The organism is Herbaspirillum sp. ST 5-3 (assembly GCF_004804275.1).
Classification (GTDB): Bacteria; Pseudomonadota; Gammaproteobacteria; order Burkholderiales; family Burkholderiaceae_D; genus Noviherbaspirillum.
The window spans coordinates 165,251-180,640 of record NZ_STGI01000007.1 but is presented as its reverse complement, the minus strand read 5'-3'; the positions used below and the strand labels follow the sequence as shown (position 1 = coordinate 180,640).

The 15,390-nt window shown below is 57.0% G+C and carries 13 protein-coding genes; 1 reads left to right on the top strand and 12 read right to left on the bottom strand.

Features of this window, described 5'->3' with window-relative positions; genetic code table 11:
- The first annotated feature begins 61 nt into the window (after positions 1-61).
- Positions 62-868, top strand: a complete 807-nt coding sequence (locus tag E6W33_RS15495) for a PP2C family serine/threonine-protein phosphatase (protein ID WP_136418216.1) — start codon at positions 62-64, stop codon at positions 866-868.
- 57 nt (positions 869-925) lie between these two features.
- Here E6W33_RS15495 and E6W33_RS15490 read toward each other — a convergent pair whose 3' ends face one another.
- The 12 genes from E6W33_RS15490 to E6W33_RS15430 form a co-directional block, all read right to left on the bottom strand.
- Entirely contained in the window at positions 926-1,501 is a 576-nt protein-coding gene (locus E6W33_RS15490; protein WP_136418215.1) for a hypothetical protein, read from the bottom strand.
- Positions 1,502-1,705: 204 nt separating this feature from the next.
- A complete protein-coding gene (gene zapE / locus E6W33_RS15485; RefSeq protein ID WP_136418214.1) occupies positions 1,706-2,803 on the bottom strand; it encodes a cell division protein ZapE in 1,098 nt (365 codons plus the stop codon).
- A 590-nt stretch (positions 2,804-3,393) separates the two neighbouring features.
- A complete protein-coding gene (lpdA, locus tag E6W33_RS15475) occupies positions 3,394-4,821 on the bottom strand; it encodes a dihydrolipoyl dehydrogenase (protein ID WP_136418212.1) in 1,428 nt (475 codons plus the stop codon).
- Between the two features lie 96 nt (positions 4,822-4,917).
- Positions 4,918-6,165, bottom strand: coding sequence for a 2-oxoglutarate dehydrogenase complex dihydrolipoyllysine-residue succinyltransferase (odhB, locus tag E6W33_RS15470; protein ID WP_136418211.1), 1,248 nt, complete (start codon positions 6,163-6,165; stop codon positions 4,918-4,920).
- 60 nt (positions 6,166-6,225) lie between these two features.
- Positions 6,226-9,081: a 2-oxoglutarate dehydrogenase E1 component gene (locus E6W33_RS15465; RefSeq protein WP_136418210.1), complete on the bottom strand. Its 2,856-nt coding sequence runs from the start codon at positions 9,079-9,081 to the stop codon at positions 6,226-6,228.
- 220 nt (positions 9,082-9,301) lie between these two features.
- Positions 9,302-10,615 carry a citrate synthase gene (gene gltA / locus E6W33_RS15460; protein WP_136418209.1) on the bottom strand — a complete coding sequence of 438 codons (1,314 nt, stop codon included), beginning with the start codon at positions 10,613-10,615 and terminating at the stop codon, positions 9,302-9,304.
- Positions 10,616-10,688: 73 nt separating this feature from the next.
- Complete coding sequence (locus E6W33_RS15455) at positions 10,689-10,958, bottom strand: succinate dehydrogenase assembly factor 2 (RefSeq protein ID WP_136418208.1); 270 nt, start codon at positions 10,956-10,958, stop codon at positions 10,689-10,691.
- A gap of 100 nt (positions 10,959-11,058) precedes the next feature.
- Positions 11,059-11,769, bottom strand: a complete 711-nt coding sequence (locus E6W33_RS15450; RefSeq protein WP_136418207.1) for a succinate dehydrogenase iron-sulfur subunit — start codon at positions 11,767-11,769, stop codon at positions 11,059-11,061.
- Positions 11,770-11,778: 9 nt separating this feature from the next.
- Positions 11,779-13,557, bottom strand: a complete 1,779-nt coding sequence (sdhA, locus tag E6W33_RS15445) for a succinate dehydrogenase flavoprotein subunit (protein WP_136418206.1) — start codon at positions 13,555-13,557, stop codon at positions 11,779-11,781.
- Positions 13,558-13,559: 2 nt separating this feature from the next.
- Entirely contained in the window at positions 13,560-13,928 is a 369-nt protein-coding gene (sdhD, locus tag E6W33_RS15440; protein WP_136418205.1) for a succinate dehydrogenase, hydrophobic membrane anchor protein, read from the bottom strand.
- A gap of 1 nt (position 13,929) precedes the next feature.
- Positions 13,930-14,340, bottom strand: a complete 411-nt coding sequence (sdhC, locus tag E6W33_RS15435) for a succinate dehydrogenase, cytochrome b556 subunit (RefSeq protein WP_136418304.1) — start codon at positions 14,338-14,340, stop codon at positions 13,930-13,932.
- 138 nt (positions 14,341-14,478) lie between these two features.
- The gene (locus E6W33_RS15430) at positions 14,479-15,270 is read right to left on the bottom strand and encodes a GntR family transcriptional regulator (RefSeq protein ID WP_136418303.1); all 792 of its coding nucleotides are present in this window, start codon (positions 15,268-15,270) and stop codon (positions 14,479-14,481) included.
- Positions 15,271-15,390: the final 120 nt, after the last annotated feature.

Sequence of the window (15,390 nt, the reverse complement as noted above, 5' to 3'; positions counted from 1 at the left end):
GTGCTGCTTTGCCACATGTAATAATTTTTTGCCACTCAGCAGTTTAATCCACCCCACACCCATGAGCCAATACAAGATTGAGGCAGGTACCGGCCAGCATATCGGCGATCGCAAGGAGCAACAGGATCGCACCGCATTGTTTGCTGCGCCCAGAGCTCCCGGTTACATCATGGCGATTGTCGCCGATGGCATGGGAGGATTGAGCGGCGGCGCGCTGGCTGCCGAACAGGTCATTCGCACCGCGAAACTCGCCTTCGACCTGTTTTCCCCTCAGACGGACCAGGTTGAGAAGATGCTGGAATCGATTGCGCATGACGCGCATACCATCATCCAACTGAGCGCCATTTCATCCGAAAAGAAGCCGCACAGCACAATGATCGCACTGGTCATCACGCCAGAGAGAAGCGCGATCTGGGCACATGTCGGCGATTCGCGTCTCTATCGATTCGACGGCCCGAATTGCGCCGAGCGGACCGTCGACCACTCGTACGTGGAAATGCTGGTCAAGGAAGGCAAGTTGCCGCGCGAGGAAGCGCAGAATCATCAGCTCTCGAACGTCCTCGTCAATGCGTTGGGGTCGCATGAGAACGAGCCGGAAGTAACCATCGCACGCCACGACGGCCTGAAAGCTGGCGACTCTTTCCTGCTTTGCACGGATGGCCTATGGCATTATTTTTCGGATACGGAACTGGGCGCCGCGATTGCAATGAATTCGCCGCGGCAGGCATCCGAAATGCTGATTAACAAGGCGCGGGAGCGCGCCAGCGACGGCACCGGCGACAATTGCACCTTGGCCATCGTAAGACTCGTCGAACCTCCAAAGGAAAGCAAGGGCTATACCGTTAGCAAAATGAAGCGCGCCGTGTAGCTTGATTCGAATCCGGCGTCGGAGGAGTTCTTCGGCTCGCAACCGCTGCGACCGGATTCATTGTTGTGCCGGCTGCGATGCCTGCTTGCTTCGGCGCTTTTCTTCCTTTTCCGCTTTTTTGGCCTCTATTTGCTTTTGGTGCTCTTTGGCTTCCGCCACTTTTCTCTCGTAAGCTGCAACATTTTCCGCGCGCTTTTTTGCATTCGCAGCTTCTTCTGCACGGATTTCCTTCAACTTTTCTTCATGGCGAGCCGTGCGGTCGGAAAAGATCGTGGTTTGCACTTTACGGCCAGGCTCTGCGGCCTTCTCCGCCTGCGCATTCTCGGCAGGGCTCTTGCCGTTGATCGGCCGGTCGGCTTTGCGGTGCCTGCCCGGCTCCCGCCTGGAGTCTTCCTGAGACGGCTTGATTGCCAACGCCTGATCCCGCTCAGTCACGCGTATTTGCCTCTTGAAAGTGTGTGCCTCGATCTCGACGGCGCGTAAACGCATCAGTGCCTCGCGACGATGCTCTTTTGCCTGCTCGATGCATGATGTCGCAAAAAACTTCGATTGGCAGGCTTGTTCTGCTGCAGCGAACCGCGCCTGAGTCTCCGACCGCTCCTTGTTCGCATCAGCCAATGCAGCGTCAGCCATTTCGACTGACTTGATCGACCCGGCAGGATACCGAGCGGCGACGCTTGCCGACGAATCGACTGCGGCTTGCTGCGCCGGTGCAGTAGCGGAAAACAGGACAGTGGTCGCACATGCGAGACAAACGAGGACCCTGCGAAGTGCGGCCGATTGGAGTATTCCAGACATGAAGTAATTCAGATGGCCTCCGCTTTAATTCGTTGATGCTCATGCGATCGAACCAACGACGTCGCGACGCTCGCTGGTCATGTATTCCGACGACTGCATTTCGATGATGCGCGAAACCGTGCGATGAAATTCATTGGCAAGCGCGCCCTGCGTGTATAGCTGCTCCGGCTCTACTTCGGCCGACATCAGCAGCTTCACTTTGTGATCGTACAAGACGTCAATCAACCAGGTAAATCGACGTGCTTCGGAAGACATGGCCGCTGACATGCATGGAACGCCGGACAAGATGACGGTATGAAAACAGCTCGCGATTTCGAGATAATCGTTTTGCGAACGCGGTCCGCCACACAAGGTCGCAAAGTCGAACCAGATGACGCCGCCCGCGCGCCGCAGCGACTTGATTTCGCGAGCCTCGATGTGAATCAGCGGATCCTCGTCTGCGGTTTCGGCGAGATCGGCAAAAGCATTGCGCAGTGCATGGTCCGCAGCGGCGCCCAAGGGCGTGTGATACATCTCGACCTGCTCAAGGGTCCGTTTGCGATAATCGCGGCCCGCGTCAACGTTCAACACGTCCAGCTTGTCATTCAGCAAAGCAATCGCCGGCAGGATGCGGTCGCGATGCAAGCCATCCGGATATAGTGCATCCGGCGCATAGTTGGATGTCATGACAAACGACACGCCGTTATCGAACAAGGCTTTAAGCAGGTTATACAGGATCATTGCATCCGCAATATCGGATACGTGAAACTCGTCAAAGCAAATCAGCCGGTATTTCTTTGCAATACGGCGTGCGACTTCATTCAGCGGATCAGCCACGCCTTTCAGATCATCCAGCTGACGATGCACTCCGCGCATGAATTCGTGGAAGTGCAATCGCGTCTTGCGAACAACAGGAACAACCGAATAGAAGCTGTCCATGAGGAAGGATTTGCCACGCCCGACGCCTCCCCACATGTAGACACCACGCGGCACATCGGGTCGGCTGATCAGACGCTTGATCTTGCTGGAGCGTTGCGACTTGTACGCGCCCCACTCCTCATACGCCTGCTGCAAGCGCGCCACTGCCCGCAGCTGCGCCTCGTCGGACGCATAGCCACGCTGCACGAGTGCGTGTTCGTAGAACTCCCTGACATTCATATTTTTTGTTACTTCACTTATTCCTGCATTGCAGTTGTTTCAACCGGTTCGCTCGCCTTTGACACGTCAACATAAAAATGGGCGAGACACGCTCGCCCACTACGTCAACTCAGCGATACTTAAGCGCAATTTCTGTAAATTATGCCTTGTCTGCGTCACTTCGGTTGATACACCTTGAAGGACTCATTGCGGGTTCATGTCCACCGTTACCCGCGACGGATACGTCCCGCCGCCAAGATTGACCGGAAAACTCAGCCCAACACCTACCCCGACATGCCCTCCACCGCCACCAGCACTTACTCCAACGCCGGATCCGACGGGGCTCGACGGTCTGTAGAGCACTTCTGATGCGCGGTACCCTTCCTTGTTGCATGTCACACGCAAATCGCCGTTGGCGCTCCCCACTGCGACCGTCGCCGGTGTCGTCACGTTCCAGTTTCCCGCATTGGTACTGACGGCACAACGGGCTCCCGGCAACGGTTGCCCGCCCGACGCGGTTTCAATGGTAATGAGGCCACCGCTCGACCCCGTCGTTGCGCATGCTGCAAGCGCAAAACACAACAACAGAATCGAGTGACGCATATGGGCTCCTAGAAATTGAGTGAACGCTTGTCCACTGCGAGCGCCGCTTCCTTGGTCGCTTCAGACAAAGAAGGATGCGCGTGGCAGATTCGGGCGATGTCTTCCGACGAAGCACGGAACTCCATCGCGACAACAGCCTCCGAAATCAGCTCGGATGCCATCGGCCCGACGATGTGCACGCCGAGAATTTCGTCGCTCTTGGCATCGGCCAGAAACTTCACCATGCCAGAGGTATCGCCAAGAGCGCGAGCACGGCCGTTGGCCATGAATGGGAAGGTTCCCGCCTTGTACGCAACGCCGTCGGCCTTCAACTGCTGCTCGGTCTTGCCAACCCAGGCAATTTCCGGTGACGTATATATGACCCAGGGAATTGTGTTGAAGTTCACATGCCCGTGCTGACCAGCAATGCGCTCAGCAACCGCAACGCCCTCTTCCTCTGCCTTATGCGCCAGCATCGGGCCGCGCACAACGTCGCCCACCGCCCAGACGTTTGGCAGGTTGGTCTTGCAATCGCCATCGACCGCAACAAAACCGCGCTCATCCAGCTTGAGACCGACGCCTTCTGCATTCAAGCCGTTCGTGTTCGGAACGCGACCGATCGATACGATCAGTTTGTCGAATACGGCCTTTTGTGCGGCACCCTTGTCGTCGGTATATTCAACCGTCACATCCTTCTTGCCCGCGGTGATCGCGCCAATCTTGACGCCGAGGCTGACCGAAAGGCCCTGCTTGGCGAACAGTTTTTGTGCTTCCTTTGCAATCTGCTCATCCACAGCACCAAGGAATGCCGGCAGCGCTTCCAGCACCGTGACTTCTGCCCCCAGGCGGCGCCATACGCTGCCCATTTCGAGGCCGATTACGCCGGCGCCGATTACGCCCAGTTTCTTTGGCACGGCATCGATCGCCAGTGCGCCGGTGTTCGAAAGAATCAGCTTCTCGTCAAACGCCGCATTGGGCAAAGCACGCGGGTTGGAGCCGGTAGCAACCACGATGTGCTTGCCGGTGATGGTTTCTTCCGTGCCACCGGCAACCTTGATTTCATACCCGCCTGCATCCCCTTTTATGAACGACCCACGCCCATGGAAGAACGTGACCTTGTTCTTCTTGAACAGATACAGGATGCCGTCATTGTTCTGCTTGACGATCGTTTCCTTGCGCGCCAGCATTTGGCCGACATTCATGGCCAGGCCTTTGACCTCGATGCCATGGTCAGCGAACGCATGCCCTGCATGTTCGTAGTGCTCGGACGATTGCAACAATGCCTTCGAAGGAATGCAGCCGACATTGGTGCAAGTGCCGCCGGGTGCCGGACCGCCTTTTGCATTTTTCCAATCATCGATACACGCCGTGTTGAAACCTAATTGCGCAGCACGAATCGCTGCAATGTATCCGCCGGGGCCGCCGCCGATGACGACCACATCAAAATTTTTCGACATATTCTTAACTTTCTTCGATATCCGTTTCGCCGCAGAATAGACAACGCACACGGAGCGGGATGTTTCCGGGCTCCGTGTGCGCCATGCGTGATGCCTTTACAGGTCCAGCAACAGGCGCGCCGGATCTTCCAGCGCATCTTTCATCGCGACCAGGCCGAGCACTGCTTCACGGCCGTCAATGATGCGGTGGTCGTACGACATTGCCAGATAGTTCATCGGGCGGATAACGATCTGACCGTTTTCGACGACGGCGCGATCCTTGGTTGCGTGCACTCCGAGGATTGCGGATTGCGGCGGGTTGATGATCGGAGTCGAAAGCATGGAACCGAACACGCCGCCATTCGAAATGGAGAAGGTACCGCCGGTCAGCTCTTCGAGCGTCAGCTTGCCGTCCTTGGCCTTCACGCCGAATTCGGCGATCTTCTTCTCGATGTCGGCAATCGTCATTTGATCCGCGTCGCGCAGAATCGGCACCACCAGACCGCGGGGGGAACCCACCGCGATACCAATGTCGAAATAGCCGTGGTAGACGATGTCGTTGCCATCAACCGAAGCGTTAATGACCGGATACTTCTTGAGCGCGGCAACAGCGGCCTTGACGAAGAAGGACATGAAGCCCAGCTTGACGCCATGCTCCTTCTCGAACTTGTCCTTGTACTTGTTGCGCAGATCCATGACCGGCTGCATGTTCACTTCGTTGAACGTGGTCAGGATTGCGTTGGTTGCCTGCGACTGCAGCAGACGCTCGGCGATACGCGCGCGCAGACGGCTCATCGGTACGCGCTCTTCAGGGCGATTCGCGAGATCGAGCTTCAGCGGGGCGGCGATTTGTTGCAGAGCCGGCTTCGGTGCGGCTGCCGGCGCGGGTGCTGCCGGCTTGCTTTGCAGCGCATTGATGACATCGCCCTTGGTTACGCGGCCATCCTTGCCTGTTCCGGCAACTTGGGAGGTGGTCATGCTGTTGTCGGCCAGCATCTTTGCTGCAGCGGGCATGGCAATGCCACCTGCAGCGCTAGCTGCAGCAGGAGCAGCAGCTGCGGCAACCGGCTCAGCCGCTTTCTGCGGCGCAGCGGCGGCGGCAGGAGCAACAGCACCGGCTTTTGCTTCGGTATCGAGCCTGGCGATCACTTCGCCTGCGACAACGGTGCTTCCGTCACCCTTGATGACTTCGACAAGCACGCCGCCGTCGGGGGCCGGCAATTCGAGGACGACCTTATCAGTCTCGATATCAATCAGGTTTTCGTCGCGGGCCACAGCCTCGCCGACTTTTTTGTGCCACTGCAGCAGGGTTGCTTCTGCCACGGATTCCGACAATTGCGGAACTTTCACTTCAATAATAGCCATGTAACTCTCCGTTTCGGTTTGTTCGTGCGGCGCGCCAGCTTCTAGCGCGCCGTCGGGTCTTTATTTCGTCAGGACGAAGCCTTTCAGCTTCGAGAACGCGGTGTCGATCAATGCTTTCTGCTGCGCATAGTGCTTGTCGTAGTAACCGACAGCAGGCGATGCGCTGGCCGGACGGCCTGCATAAGCCAGCTTCTGCCCCTCTTCCAGATTCTCGAAAATATTATGCTGGATCTGGAACCACGGGCCCTGGTTCTGCGGTTCGTCCTGAGCCCACAGCAGTTCCGTGAAGTTCGGGAACTTCTTCAGTTCCGCGGCAAATGCCTTGTGCGGGAACGGATACAGCTGCTCGACGCGAATGATCGCGACGTCGGATGCGCCGCGCTCCTTGCGTGCATTGACCAGGTCGTAATACACCTTGCCGGAACACGCGAGCACGCGCTTGACCTTCTTCGCATCGATCTTCTCGTCGACCTCGCCAATGACTGTCTGGAACGATCCCTTCGCCAGTTCAGACAACGGAGATCCTGCATCCTTGTTGCGCAGCAGGGATTTCGGCGTGGCAATGACCAGCGGCTTGCGGAACAGGCGGATCACCTGGCGACGCAGCAGATGGAAGATCTGCGACGCCGTGGTCGGCTGAACCACTTGCATGTTGTTGTCTGCGCACAGTTGCAGGTAGCGCTCGATGCGTGCGGATGAGTGTTCCGGGCCTTGGCCTTCATAACCGTGCGGCAGCATCATCACGAGACCGGAGGCGCGTCCCCACTTCACTTCGCCGGAGCTGATGAACTGGTCAATCACCACCTGCGCGCCGTTGGCGAAGTCACCAAATTGGGCTTCCCAGATCGTGAGCGTATTCGGCTCAGCCGTGGAGTACCCGTATTCAAAGCCGAGTACGGCTTCTTCCGACAGCACGGAGTCGATAACGGTGAACGGAGCCTGAGTTTCGGAGACGTTCTGCAGCGGGATGAACGTGCCTGCATCCCAGCGCTCGCGCTTCTGGTCGTGCAACACGGAATGACGATGCGTAAAGGTGCCGCGACCAGCGTCCTGGCCGGTCAGACGCACTGCGTAGCCTGACGATACCAGCGATGCATAAGCGAGGTGCTCGCCCATACCCCAGTCGAGGTTGATTTCGCCGCGGCCCATGGCGGCGCGATCGGCGAGAACCTTCTCAACCAGCGGGTGCACCTTGAAACCTTCCGGCACTGTCGTGATGCGCTCGGCAAGGCGTTTCAATTCCGCCATCGGAACAGCCGTGTCCGCTGCATCGGTCCACTTGCGATTGAGGAACGGCATCCAATCGACCGCGTACTTGCTCTTGAAGTTCGAGATAACCGGGTCGACGGTGTGCTTGCCGGCGTCCATCGCATCGCGATAGGCCTTCACCAATGCGTCGCCTGCATCCGGCGAAATCATGCCTTGCGTGACGAGCTTGTCCGCATACAGTTTGCGCGTACCCGGGTGCTGGCCGATCTTCTTGTACATCAGCGGCTGCGTCAGTGCAGGCGTGTCTTGTTCGTTGTGGCCGAGTTTGCGGAAGCAAATGATGTCGACGACAACGTCTTTCTTGAACTCCAGACGGAAATCGAGTGCGATCTGGGTTGCCAGCACAACTGCTTCCGGATCGTCGCCGTTCACATGCAGCACTGGCGCTTCAATCATCTTGACGACGTCCGAGCAATACAGCGTGGAGCGCGTATCGCGTGGGTCGGAGGTGGTGAAGCCGATCTGATTGTTGATGACGATATGGAGCGTGCCGCCCGTGCCGTAACCGCGGGTTTGTGCAAGGTTCAATGTTTCCATTACGACGCCCTGGCCGGCGAATGCTGCGTCGCCATGCACCAGGATCGGCATGACTTGCGAGCCGTCTTTGTCGCCGCGGCGCTCCATGCGCGCCTTGACCGAGCCTTCAACAACCGGATTGACGATCTCGAGATGCGACGGGTTGAATGCCAGCGAGAGATGAATCGGGCCACCCGGGGTCGAAATATCCGAGGAGAAACCTTGATGGTATTTAACGTCGCCGGCGGGCAGATCATCGGCATGCCGGCCTTCAAACTCGGCGAACAGGTCTTGCGGCATCTTGCCGAGTGTATTGACCAACACGTTCAAACGACCCCGGTGCGCCATGCCAATCACGATTTCCTGAATGCCCTTCTCGCCAGCACGACGGATCGATTCGTCGAGCGAGGCAATGAAGCTCTCACCGCCTTCAAGCGAAAAGCGTTTCTGGCCGACGTAGCGAGTGTGCAGATACCGTTCGAGGCCTTCTGCAGCGGTCAGTCGTTCAAGGATGTGTTTCTTCTTTTCACCAGAGAAATTCGGCGTCGAGCGAACCGACTCGAGTCGCTCCTGCATCCAGCGCTTCTGCGCTGGATCGCTCATGTACATGAATTCTGCGCCGATCGAACGGCAGTAGGTGTCGCGCAAGGATTGCAGCAAGTCGCGCAATGATGCGGTTTCCGGGCCGAAGTACGTGTTGCTGATATTGAACACGATGTCCATGTCGGCATCGGTGAAACCGTAGAAGCTCGGCTCGAGCTCGGGAATATTCGGACGTTCCTGGCGTTGGAGCGGGTCAAGATTGGCCCAGCGGTTACCGAGGAAGCGGTGAGCAGCAATCAATTGCGTGGCAGCGACACGCTTGCGGCCCATTTCAGCATCGGCTGTCGCACTGACTGTACGGATCGGGCCTTGCTTGGCGCGCTCCGCGAAGGAGGCGATAACGGGTGCGTGAGCAACGTCAGGTTTGTTGGAGCCATCGACCGCAGGCACATGCTGCATCGCATCGAAGTATGCGCGCCAGTTGTCGGGGACGGATCCGGGATTGTTGAGATACGCTTCGTACAATTCCTCTACGTACGGAGCGTTGCCTCCAAACAAATATGAATTGGAGAAATACTGCTGCATCATCTTGCTCACCTTTCTTCGCGTTTCGCGAGATTAGCGGGTTTATATAACCTTCCGCGACACGGCCTGACCGGTTAGCGGATCGCACATCAAGTTGTGGGGGGAAGGGCTACGTGACGACCTGAAGTGGGTTCCAAATTTTTGGAACCGCTAGAATAGCACATTTACTTTGACCAATAAAAAAGCGAGCCGCGCGGGCTCGCTTTTTTGTGCGGATGTTGTATCAGCCGCGCTTTCCCATCGGAGGAACGTCGCGCTTGGTCGAGCCGACGAACAGTTGGCGCGGACGACCGATCTTCTGCTCCGGATCGGAAATCATCTCGTTCCACTGAGCGATCCAGCCAACCGTGCGAGCCATCGCGAAGATACCGGTGAACAGCGAAACCGGGATGCCGAGGGCACGTTGCACGATGCCGGAGTAGAAGTCGACGTTCGGGTAGAGCTTGCGCTGTACGAAATAATCGTCCTCGAGAGCGATCTTCTCCAGAGCCATGGCGAGCTTGAACAGCGGGTCGTCGTGCAGACCGAGTTCCGTCAGCACTTCATGGCAGGTTTCGCGCATCAGCTTGGCACGCGGGTCGTAATTCTTGTAGACGCGGTGACCGAAACCCATCAGCTTGACGTTCGAGTTCTTGTCCTTGACCTTGGCGATGAATTCGCCGATGCGTTCCACGCCACCATCGCGCTGGATATCTTCCAGCATGTTGAGCGCTGCTTCGTTTGCACCGCCGTGAGCCGGGCCCCACAGGCAGGCGATACCGGCAGCGATACAGGCGAACGGATTGGCACCGGAGGAGCCAGCCAGACGCACGGTCGAGGTCGAGGCATTCTGTTCGTGATCGGCGTGCAGGATCAGGATGCGATCGAGTGCGCGCACCAGCACATCGTTAACCTTGTACTCTGCGCACGGCGTTGCGAACATCATGCGCATGAAGTTCGCGCTGTAGGACAGGTCGTTACGCGGATAAACGAAAGGTTGGCCGATCGAATATTTGTATGCCATGGCAACCAGCGTCGGCATCTTCGCGATCAGACGGATTGCGGACACTTCACGGTGCGTCGGCGAGTTGATGTCGAGCGAGTCGTGATAGAAGGAAGCCAGCGCGCCGACGGTACCAACCAGCACCGACATCGGATGTGCGTCGCGACGGAAACCGCGGAAGAAGAACTGCATCTGCTCGTGCACCATCGTATGATTGGTGACGGTATCGACGAACTTCTGCTTCTGTGCAGCATTCGGCAATTCGCCGTTCAGCAGCAGGTAGCAGGTTTCGAGGAAGTCGCAGTTGACTGCCAGCTGCTCGATCGGGTAGCCGCGGTACAGCAACTCACCCTTGTCACCGTCGATGTAAGTGATCGACGAGTTGCAGGCTGCTGTGGACATGAATCCTGGGTCGTAGGTGAATTTGCCTGTTGCACCATACAACTTGCGGATATCGATGACATCCGGGCCAATCGTGCCCTTGTAGATGGGAAGGTCCAGCGACGGGGAACCGTCGGAGAACGATAGCGTTGCTTTGGTCTCAGAGTTGTTCATGGCTCTTCCTTCAAATGAGGAGGGGTGAGTCGAAGTAAAAAAACGCGAAAAACAAAAAGCTGATGGAGATGTCTCAGGCAGCGCGCATCCGAGCCAGCAATGCATGGACGTGAGGCAGGTCGACATCGCCTGAAGGATCCTTACGTCCCAGAAGCAGGTCCATCAATTCGTTGTCCGCCAAATCCATCAGGCGCGAAAACGCATCAACCTCTTCATCCGTCAGCGTTTCCTCGTGCGCGTCCAAAAACCGGGTCACCAGGAGATCGTTCTCGAGCAAACCGCGCCGCGCTCTCCAGCGCAAACGCGCACGCTTTACCGGATCGGCTTGATGGGGTGCAGACATAATTCCTCATTCGTTCTATTTCATGAGCCTTCCGGAGAAATTTCCGAAAAGCTCGTGAAATACGGCGGAAGCGAAACTCGCCTTCCGCCATTGGATAGCTCTATACAGTACGGCGAACCAGCATTTCCTTGATCTTGCCGATCGCCTTGTTCGGATTCAGGCCCTTCGGACAAACATCAACACAGTTCATGATCGAATGGCAGCGGAACAAACGATACGGGTCTTCGAGGTTGTCCAGGCGCTCGTTGGTTGCCAGATCGCGGCTGTCTGCGATGAAGCGATAGGCCTGAAGCAATCCGGCCGGGCCGACGAACTTGTCCGGATTCCACCAGAACGACGGGCAGGACGTAGAACAGCATGCACAGAGGATGCACTCGTACAGACCATCCAGCTCTTCCCGTTCCTCCGGGCTCTGCAGACGCTCCTTTTCCGGCGGAAGCGTTTCGTTGATCAGGTACGGCTTGATCGAGTGGTACTGCTTGAAGAACTGTGTCATATCCACGATAAGGTCGCGGATCACCGGCAGGCCGGGCAGCGGACGCAACACGATCGGCTCGGTCAGTTCGTTCAGGTTCGTCGTGCAGGCCAGTCCGTTCTTGCCGTTGATGTTCATGGCGTCGGAGCCGCACACGCCTTCACGGCAGGAACGGCGCAACGCCAGGGAATCGTCGACGTCAGCCTTGATGCGCTGCAAGGCATCCAGCAGCATCTTGTCGGTGTCCTTCAAAGTCACCGTCAGGTCTTGCATGTACGGCTTGGCGTCCTTGTCCGGGTCGTAGCGGTAAATCTGAAATTTGAGGGTACGTGCCATGTTCCTACCTTAGAAAGTACGTGCTTTAGGCTTGAAGGTTTCAACGGTCAGCGGTTTGGTATTGACCGGCTTGTAGTCGAGGCGGTTGCCTTCGGAGAACCACAGCGTGTGCTTCATCCAGTTTTCGTCGTCGCGCTTCTCGTAGTCGCGATGCGCGTGGGCACCACGCGATTCCTTGCGAGCTGCAGCGGACACGATGGTTGCCTTCGCGGTTTCAATCAGATTGTCCAGTTCGAGCGCTTCAACACGCGCCGTGTTGAACACCTTCGATTTGTCCTTGAACGAGACGTGCTTGCGACGCTCATCCAGCTCAAGGATCTTCTGCTTGCCAGTTTGCAGCAGATCGTCGGTACGGAATACGCCGCAATATTGTTGCATCGTGGAGCGGATTGCATTTGCCACGTCCTGCACACGTTCGGAACCCGTGCTGGTTTCCAGACGCGCCATACGCGACAGCGCGGCATCGGCAGCATCTGCAGGCAGCGGCTTGTGATTCTTCTGTTTCAGGTTGGATGCAACGATATGGTTACCCGCGGCACGACCGAATACCACGAGGTCGAGCAACGAATTGGTGCCGAGGCGGTTTGCGCCGTGGACCGATACGCATGCGCATTCGCCGATAGCGTACATGCCATTCACGACTTCGCTCGGATTACCGTTTTTCAGTGCGACGACCTGGCCATGAATGTTGGTGGGAATGCCACCCATCTGGTAGTGAATGGTCGGCACAACCGGAATCGGTTCCTTGGTAGCGTCCACATTCGCGAACTTGTGGCCGATTTCCAGAATCGAAGGCAAACGCTTCTTGATGGTGTCGGCGCCGATGTGACGCAGGTCCAGCAAGACGTGATCCTTGTTCGGACCGCAACCGCGGCCTTCCTTGATTTCCTGGTCCATCGAGCGCGATACGAAGTCACGCGGAGCCAGATCCTTCAGCGTCGGTGCATAGCGCTCCATGAAGCGCTCGCCGTTGGCATTGATCAGAATGCCGCCCTCGCCACGCACGCCTTCGGTAATCAAGACGCCGGCACCGGACACGCCCGTCGGATGGAACTGCCAGAATTCCATGTCCTGCAACGGCAGACCGGCTCGAGCTGCCATGCCCATGCCGTCGCCCGTGTTGATGAATGCATTGGTGGAGGCAGCAAAGATGCGCCCTGCTCCACCGGTCGCGAACAAGGTCGTCTTGGCCTCAAGAATCATCACGTCGCCGGTTTCCATCTCCAGAGCGACGACGCCGAGGATATCGCCGTCCTGATCACGGATCAGGTCGATCGCCATCCACTCGACGAAGAAATGCGTCTTGGCGCGGACATTGCGCTGGTACAGGGTGTGCAGCAGGGCATGACCGGTACGGTCCGCGGCCGCGCAGGCGCGCTGTACAGGCTTTTCGCCAAAGTTCGCAGTATGACCGCCGAACGGACGCTGGTAGATCGTGCCATCCGGATTGCGGTCGAACGGCATCCCGAAGTGTTCGAGCTCATATACGACCTTCGGGGCCTCGCGGCACATGAATTCGATGGCATCCTGGTCGCCCAGATAGTCGCCACCCTTGACGGTGTCGAACATGTGCCAGTACCAATTGTCCTCGGCCATATTGCCGAGCGAGGCACCAATGCCGCCCTGCGCCGCAACCGTGTGCGAGCGAGTCGGAAAAACCTTGGACAGGACCGCGACGTTCAGGCCAGCTTCAGCCAGTTGCAGCGACGCGCGCATACCGGAACCACCGGCTCCTACGATTACCGCATCGAAGCGGCGTGTTGGAATGGATTGTTTGACTGCTACCACGATTACACTCTCCAGATAATCTGCGCCGCCCAACCGGCGCAACCGACCAGCCACAGGACCACGGCAACTTCCAATGCGAGTCGAAGGCCGACAGACTTGGTGCAGTAATCCATCAAGACGTCGCGCACACCAACCCATGCGTGGTAGAACAGCGACAGCATCGCGACGAAAGTCGCCACCTTGAACCATTGATGCGAGAACAAGCCGGCCCAGCCTTCATAGCTGAAATTCTGGCCGCTCAAAAACGAAATCAGAAGAATGACCGTATACAGCGCCATCACCACGGCGGTCATACGCTGAGCAAGCCAGTCACGGGTGCCGTAATGTGCGCCGACAACCAGGCGCTTCGGTCCAATGTTGTTGTTTGCCATCTTAAAAAACTCCAAATAATTTCAATGCAACCAGCAAGGTCAGCGGCAGACTGACTGCAAGAACCGTAACGGACGACTTGCGCGCACTGTCCTTGTCGAGACCGATATGAAGATCCATGACGAGGTGGCGAATGCCGGCAGAGAGGTGATGCAGATAGGACCAAACCAGCGCAAGAATTGCCAGCTTAACCAGGAAGTGGGAGGTATATCCCTTGAAGTATTCAAAGGAAATTTCAGAAGTCAGGCTCTTGTCGAGCAAATACAGAATGAAGGGCAACAGCACAAACATCAACAGGCCGCTGATGCGATGCAAGATGGACACGATTCCCGCCAGCGGCAACCGATAATGCACCGTTTGCGCAAAAGTCATGACACCAAATTGACGCCGATCCTTTTTCACGGCTTCAGACATAACAACACCTCCCAGACTTGATAATCCCGTAATTTTCGCCGATTTTGTGCAGCACACCAATAGTAATCTTCAACGTGCCCAAAATCTCTGTTTGTCAAGCGAGGGCTATCCCTTATTGCAACCTCAGGACTCCCGCATTCAACTCAATTCGTTTTGATAATGATGGCGGTCTGTCAAGTAGAGTCCGCGACGCACTTCGACCGGCTTGTCTCCATACGTAAATGACACACGCTCCACACTCAACAGGGGCGTGCTCTTCGCAACCCCCAACAACTCCGCCGTCTCATCATCCGCACTCACGGCACGAATACGCTCGGTTGCCCGAATCATACGCGTACCGAATTCGGTCTCGAACAGTCCGTACATCGGCCCTTTGTATTCCACCAGACGCTCCGCCGTCAGTCCCTTGAAAATCACTCCCGGCAGCCACAGCTCCTCGACGATCGTCGGCGCGCCATCGAAGGATTGGACGCGCTTGATGAAAATGACGGAGTCGCCGGACTTGATGTCGAGCAGTCGGGCGACCTCGGCGGGCGCGCGCAGACGCTTGACTTCGAGGATCTTGTTGTCGGGATTGCGAGGCTCGCCAGCGTCTGGCATCAGCCTAAGAAATCGGTATTGCGCGCGGGCTTCGTGATGCGTCGCAACAAACGTTCCCTTTCCTTGACGGCGAACCACCAGATTTTCTGCGGCGAGTTCGTCGATCGCCTTGCGAACGGTACCTTGGCTGACCTTGAAACGGTTTGCGAGCTCCACCTCGCTTGGGATCAACTCACCGGGCTTCCACTCGCCTGTCTGCAGGCTTTGCGTGATGAGTGCCTTGATTTGCTGATAAAGGGGACTGAAGGTAGGAGAGCTTCCGGGAGCAGAAACACCGGCCCCTGCACCAGGTGCGCCGATATTCGTCAAATTGGCCGGAGCGGAACTCATAACCCATGATTTCACCACAAAAGCGCCATTGCCGTCTAGCAAAAAGTATCAGGTGATATGTCTTATATAAGATATAAGATAGGCGTTGACAGCTTACTCATGTGCGCCTACACTCGCGAG

Coding starts and splice junctions, on each gene's coding strand:
- E6W33_RS15495 (WP_136418216.1), top strand. CDS start 62: ATGAGCCAATACAAGATTGAGGCAGGTACCGGCCAGCATATCGGCGAT.
- E6W33_RS15490 (WP_136418215.1), bottom strand. CDS start 1,501: ATGGCTGACGCTGCATTGGCTGATGCGAACAAGGAGCGGTCGGAGACT.
- zapE (WP_136418214.1), bottom strand. CDS start 2,803: ATGAATGTCAGGGAGTTCTACGAACACGCACTCGTGCAGCGTGGCTAT.
- lpdA (WP_136418212.1), bottom strand. CDS start 4,821: ATGTCGAAAAATTTTGATGTGGTCGTCATCGGCGGCGGCCCCGGCGGA.
- odhB (WP_136418211.1), bottom strand. CDS start 6,165: ATGGCTATTATTGAAGTGAAAGTTCCGCAATTGTCGGAATCCGTGGCA.
- E6W33_RS15465 (WP_136418210.1), bottom strand. CDS start 9,081: ATGATGCAGCAGTATTTCTCCAATTCATATTTGTTTGGAGGCAACGCT.
- gltA (WP_136418209.1), bottom strand. CDS start 10,615: ATGAACAACTCTGAGACCAAAGCAACGCTATCGTTCTCCGACGGTTCC.
- E6W33_RS15455 (WP_136418208.1), bottom strand. CDS start 10,958: ATGTCTGCACCCCATCAAGCCGATCCGGTAAAGCGTGCGCGTTTGCGC.
- E6W33_RS15450 (WP_136418207.1), bottom strand. CDS start 11,769: ATGGCACGTACCCTCAAATTTCAGATTTACCGCTACGACCCGGACAAG.
- sdhD (WP_136418205.1), bottom strand. CDS start 13,928: ATGGCAAACAACAACATTGGACCGAAGCGCCTGGTTGTCGGCGCACAT.
- sdhC (WP_136418304.1), bottom strand. CDS start 14,340: ATGTCTGAAGCCGTGAAAAAGGATCGGCGTCAATTTGGTGTCATGACT.
- E6W33_RS15430 (WP_136418303.1), bottom strand. CDS start 15,270: ATGAGTTCCGCTCCGGCCAATTTGACGAATATCGGCGCACCTGGTGCA.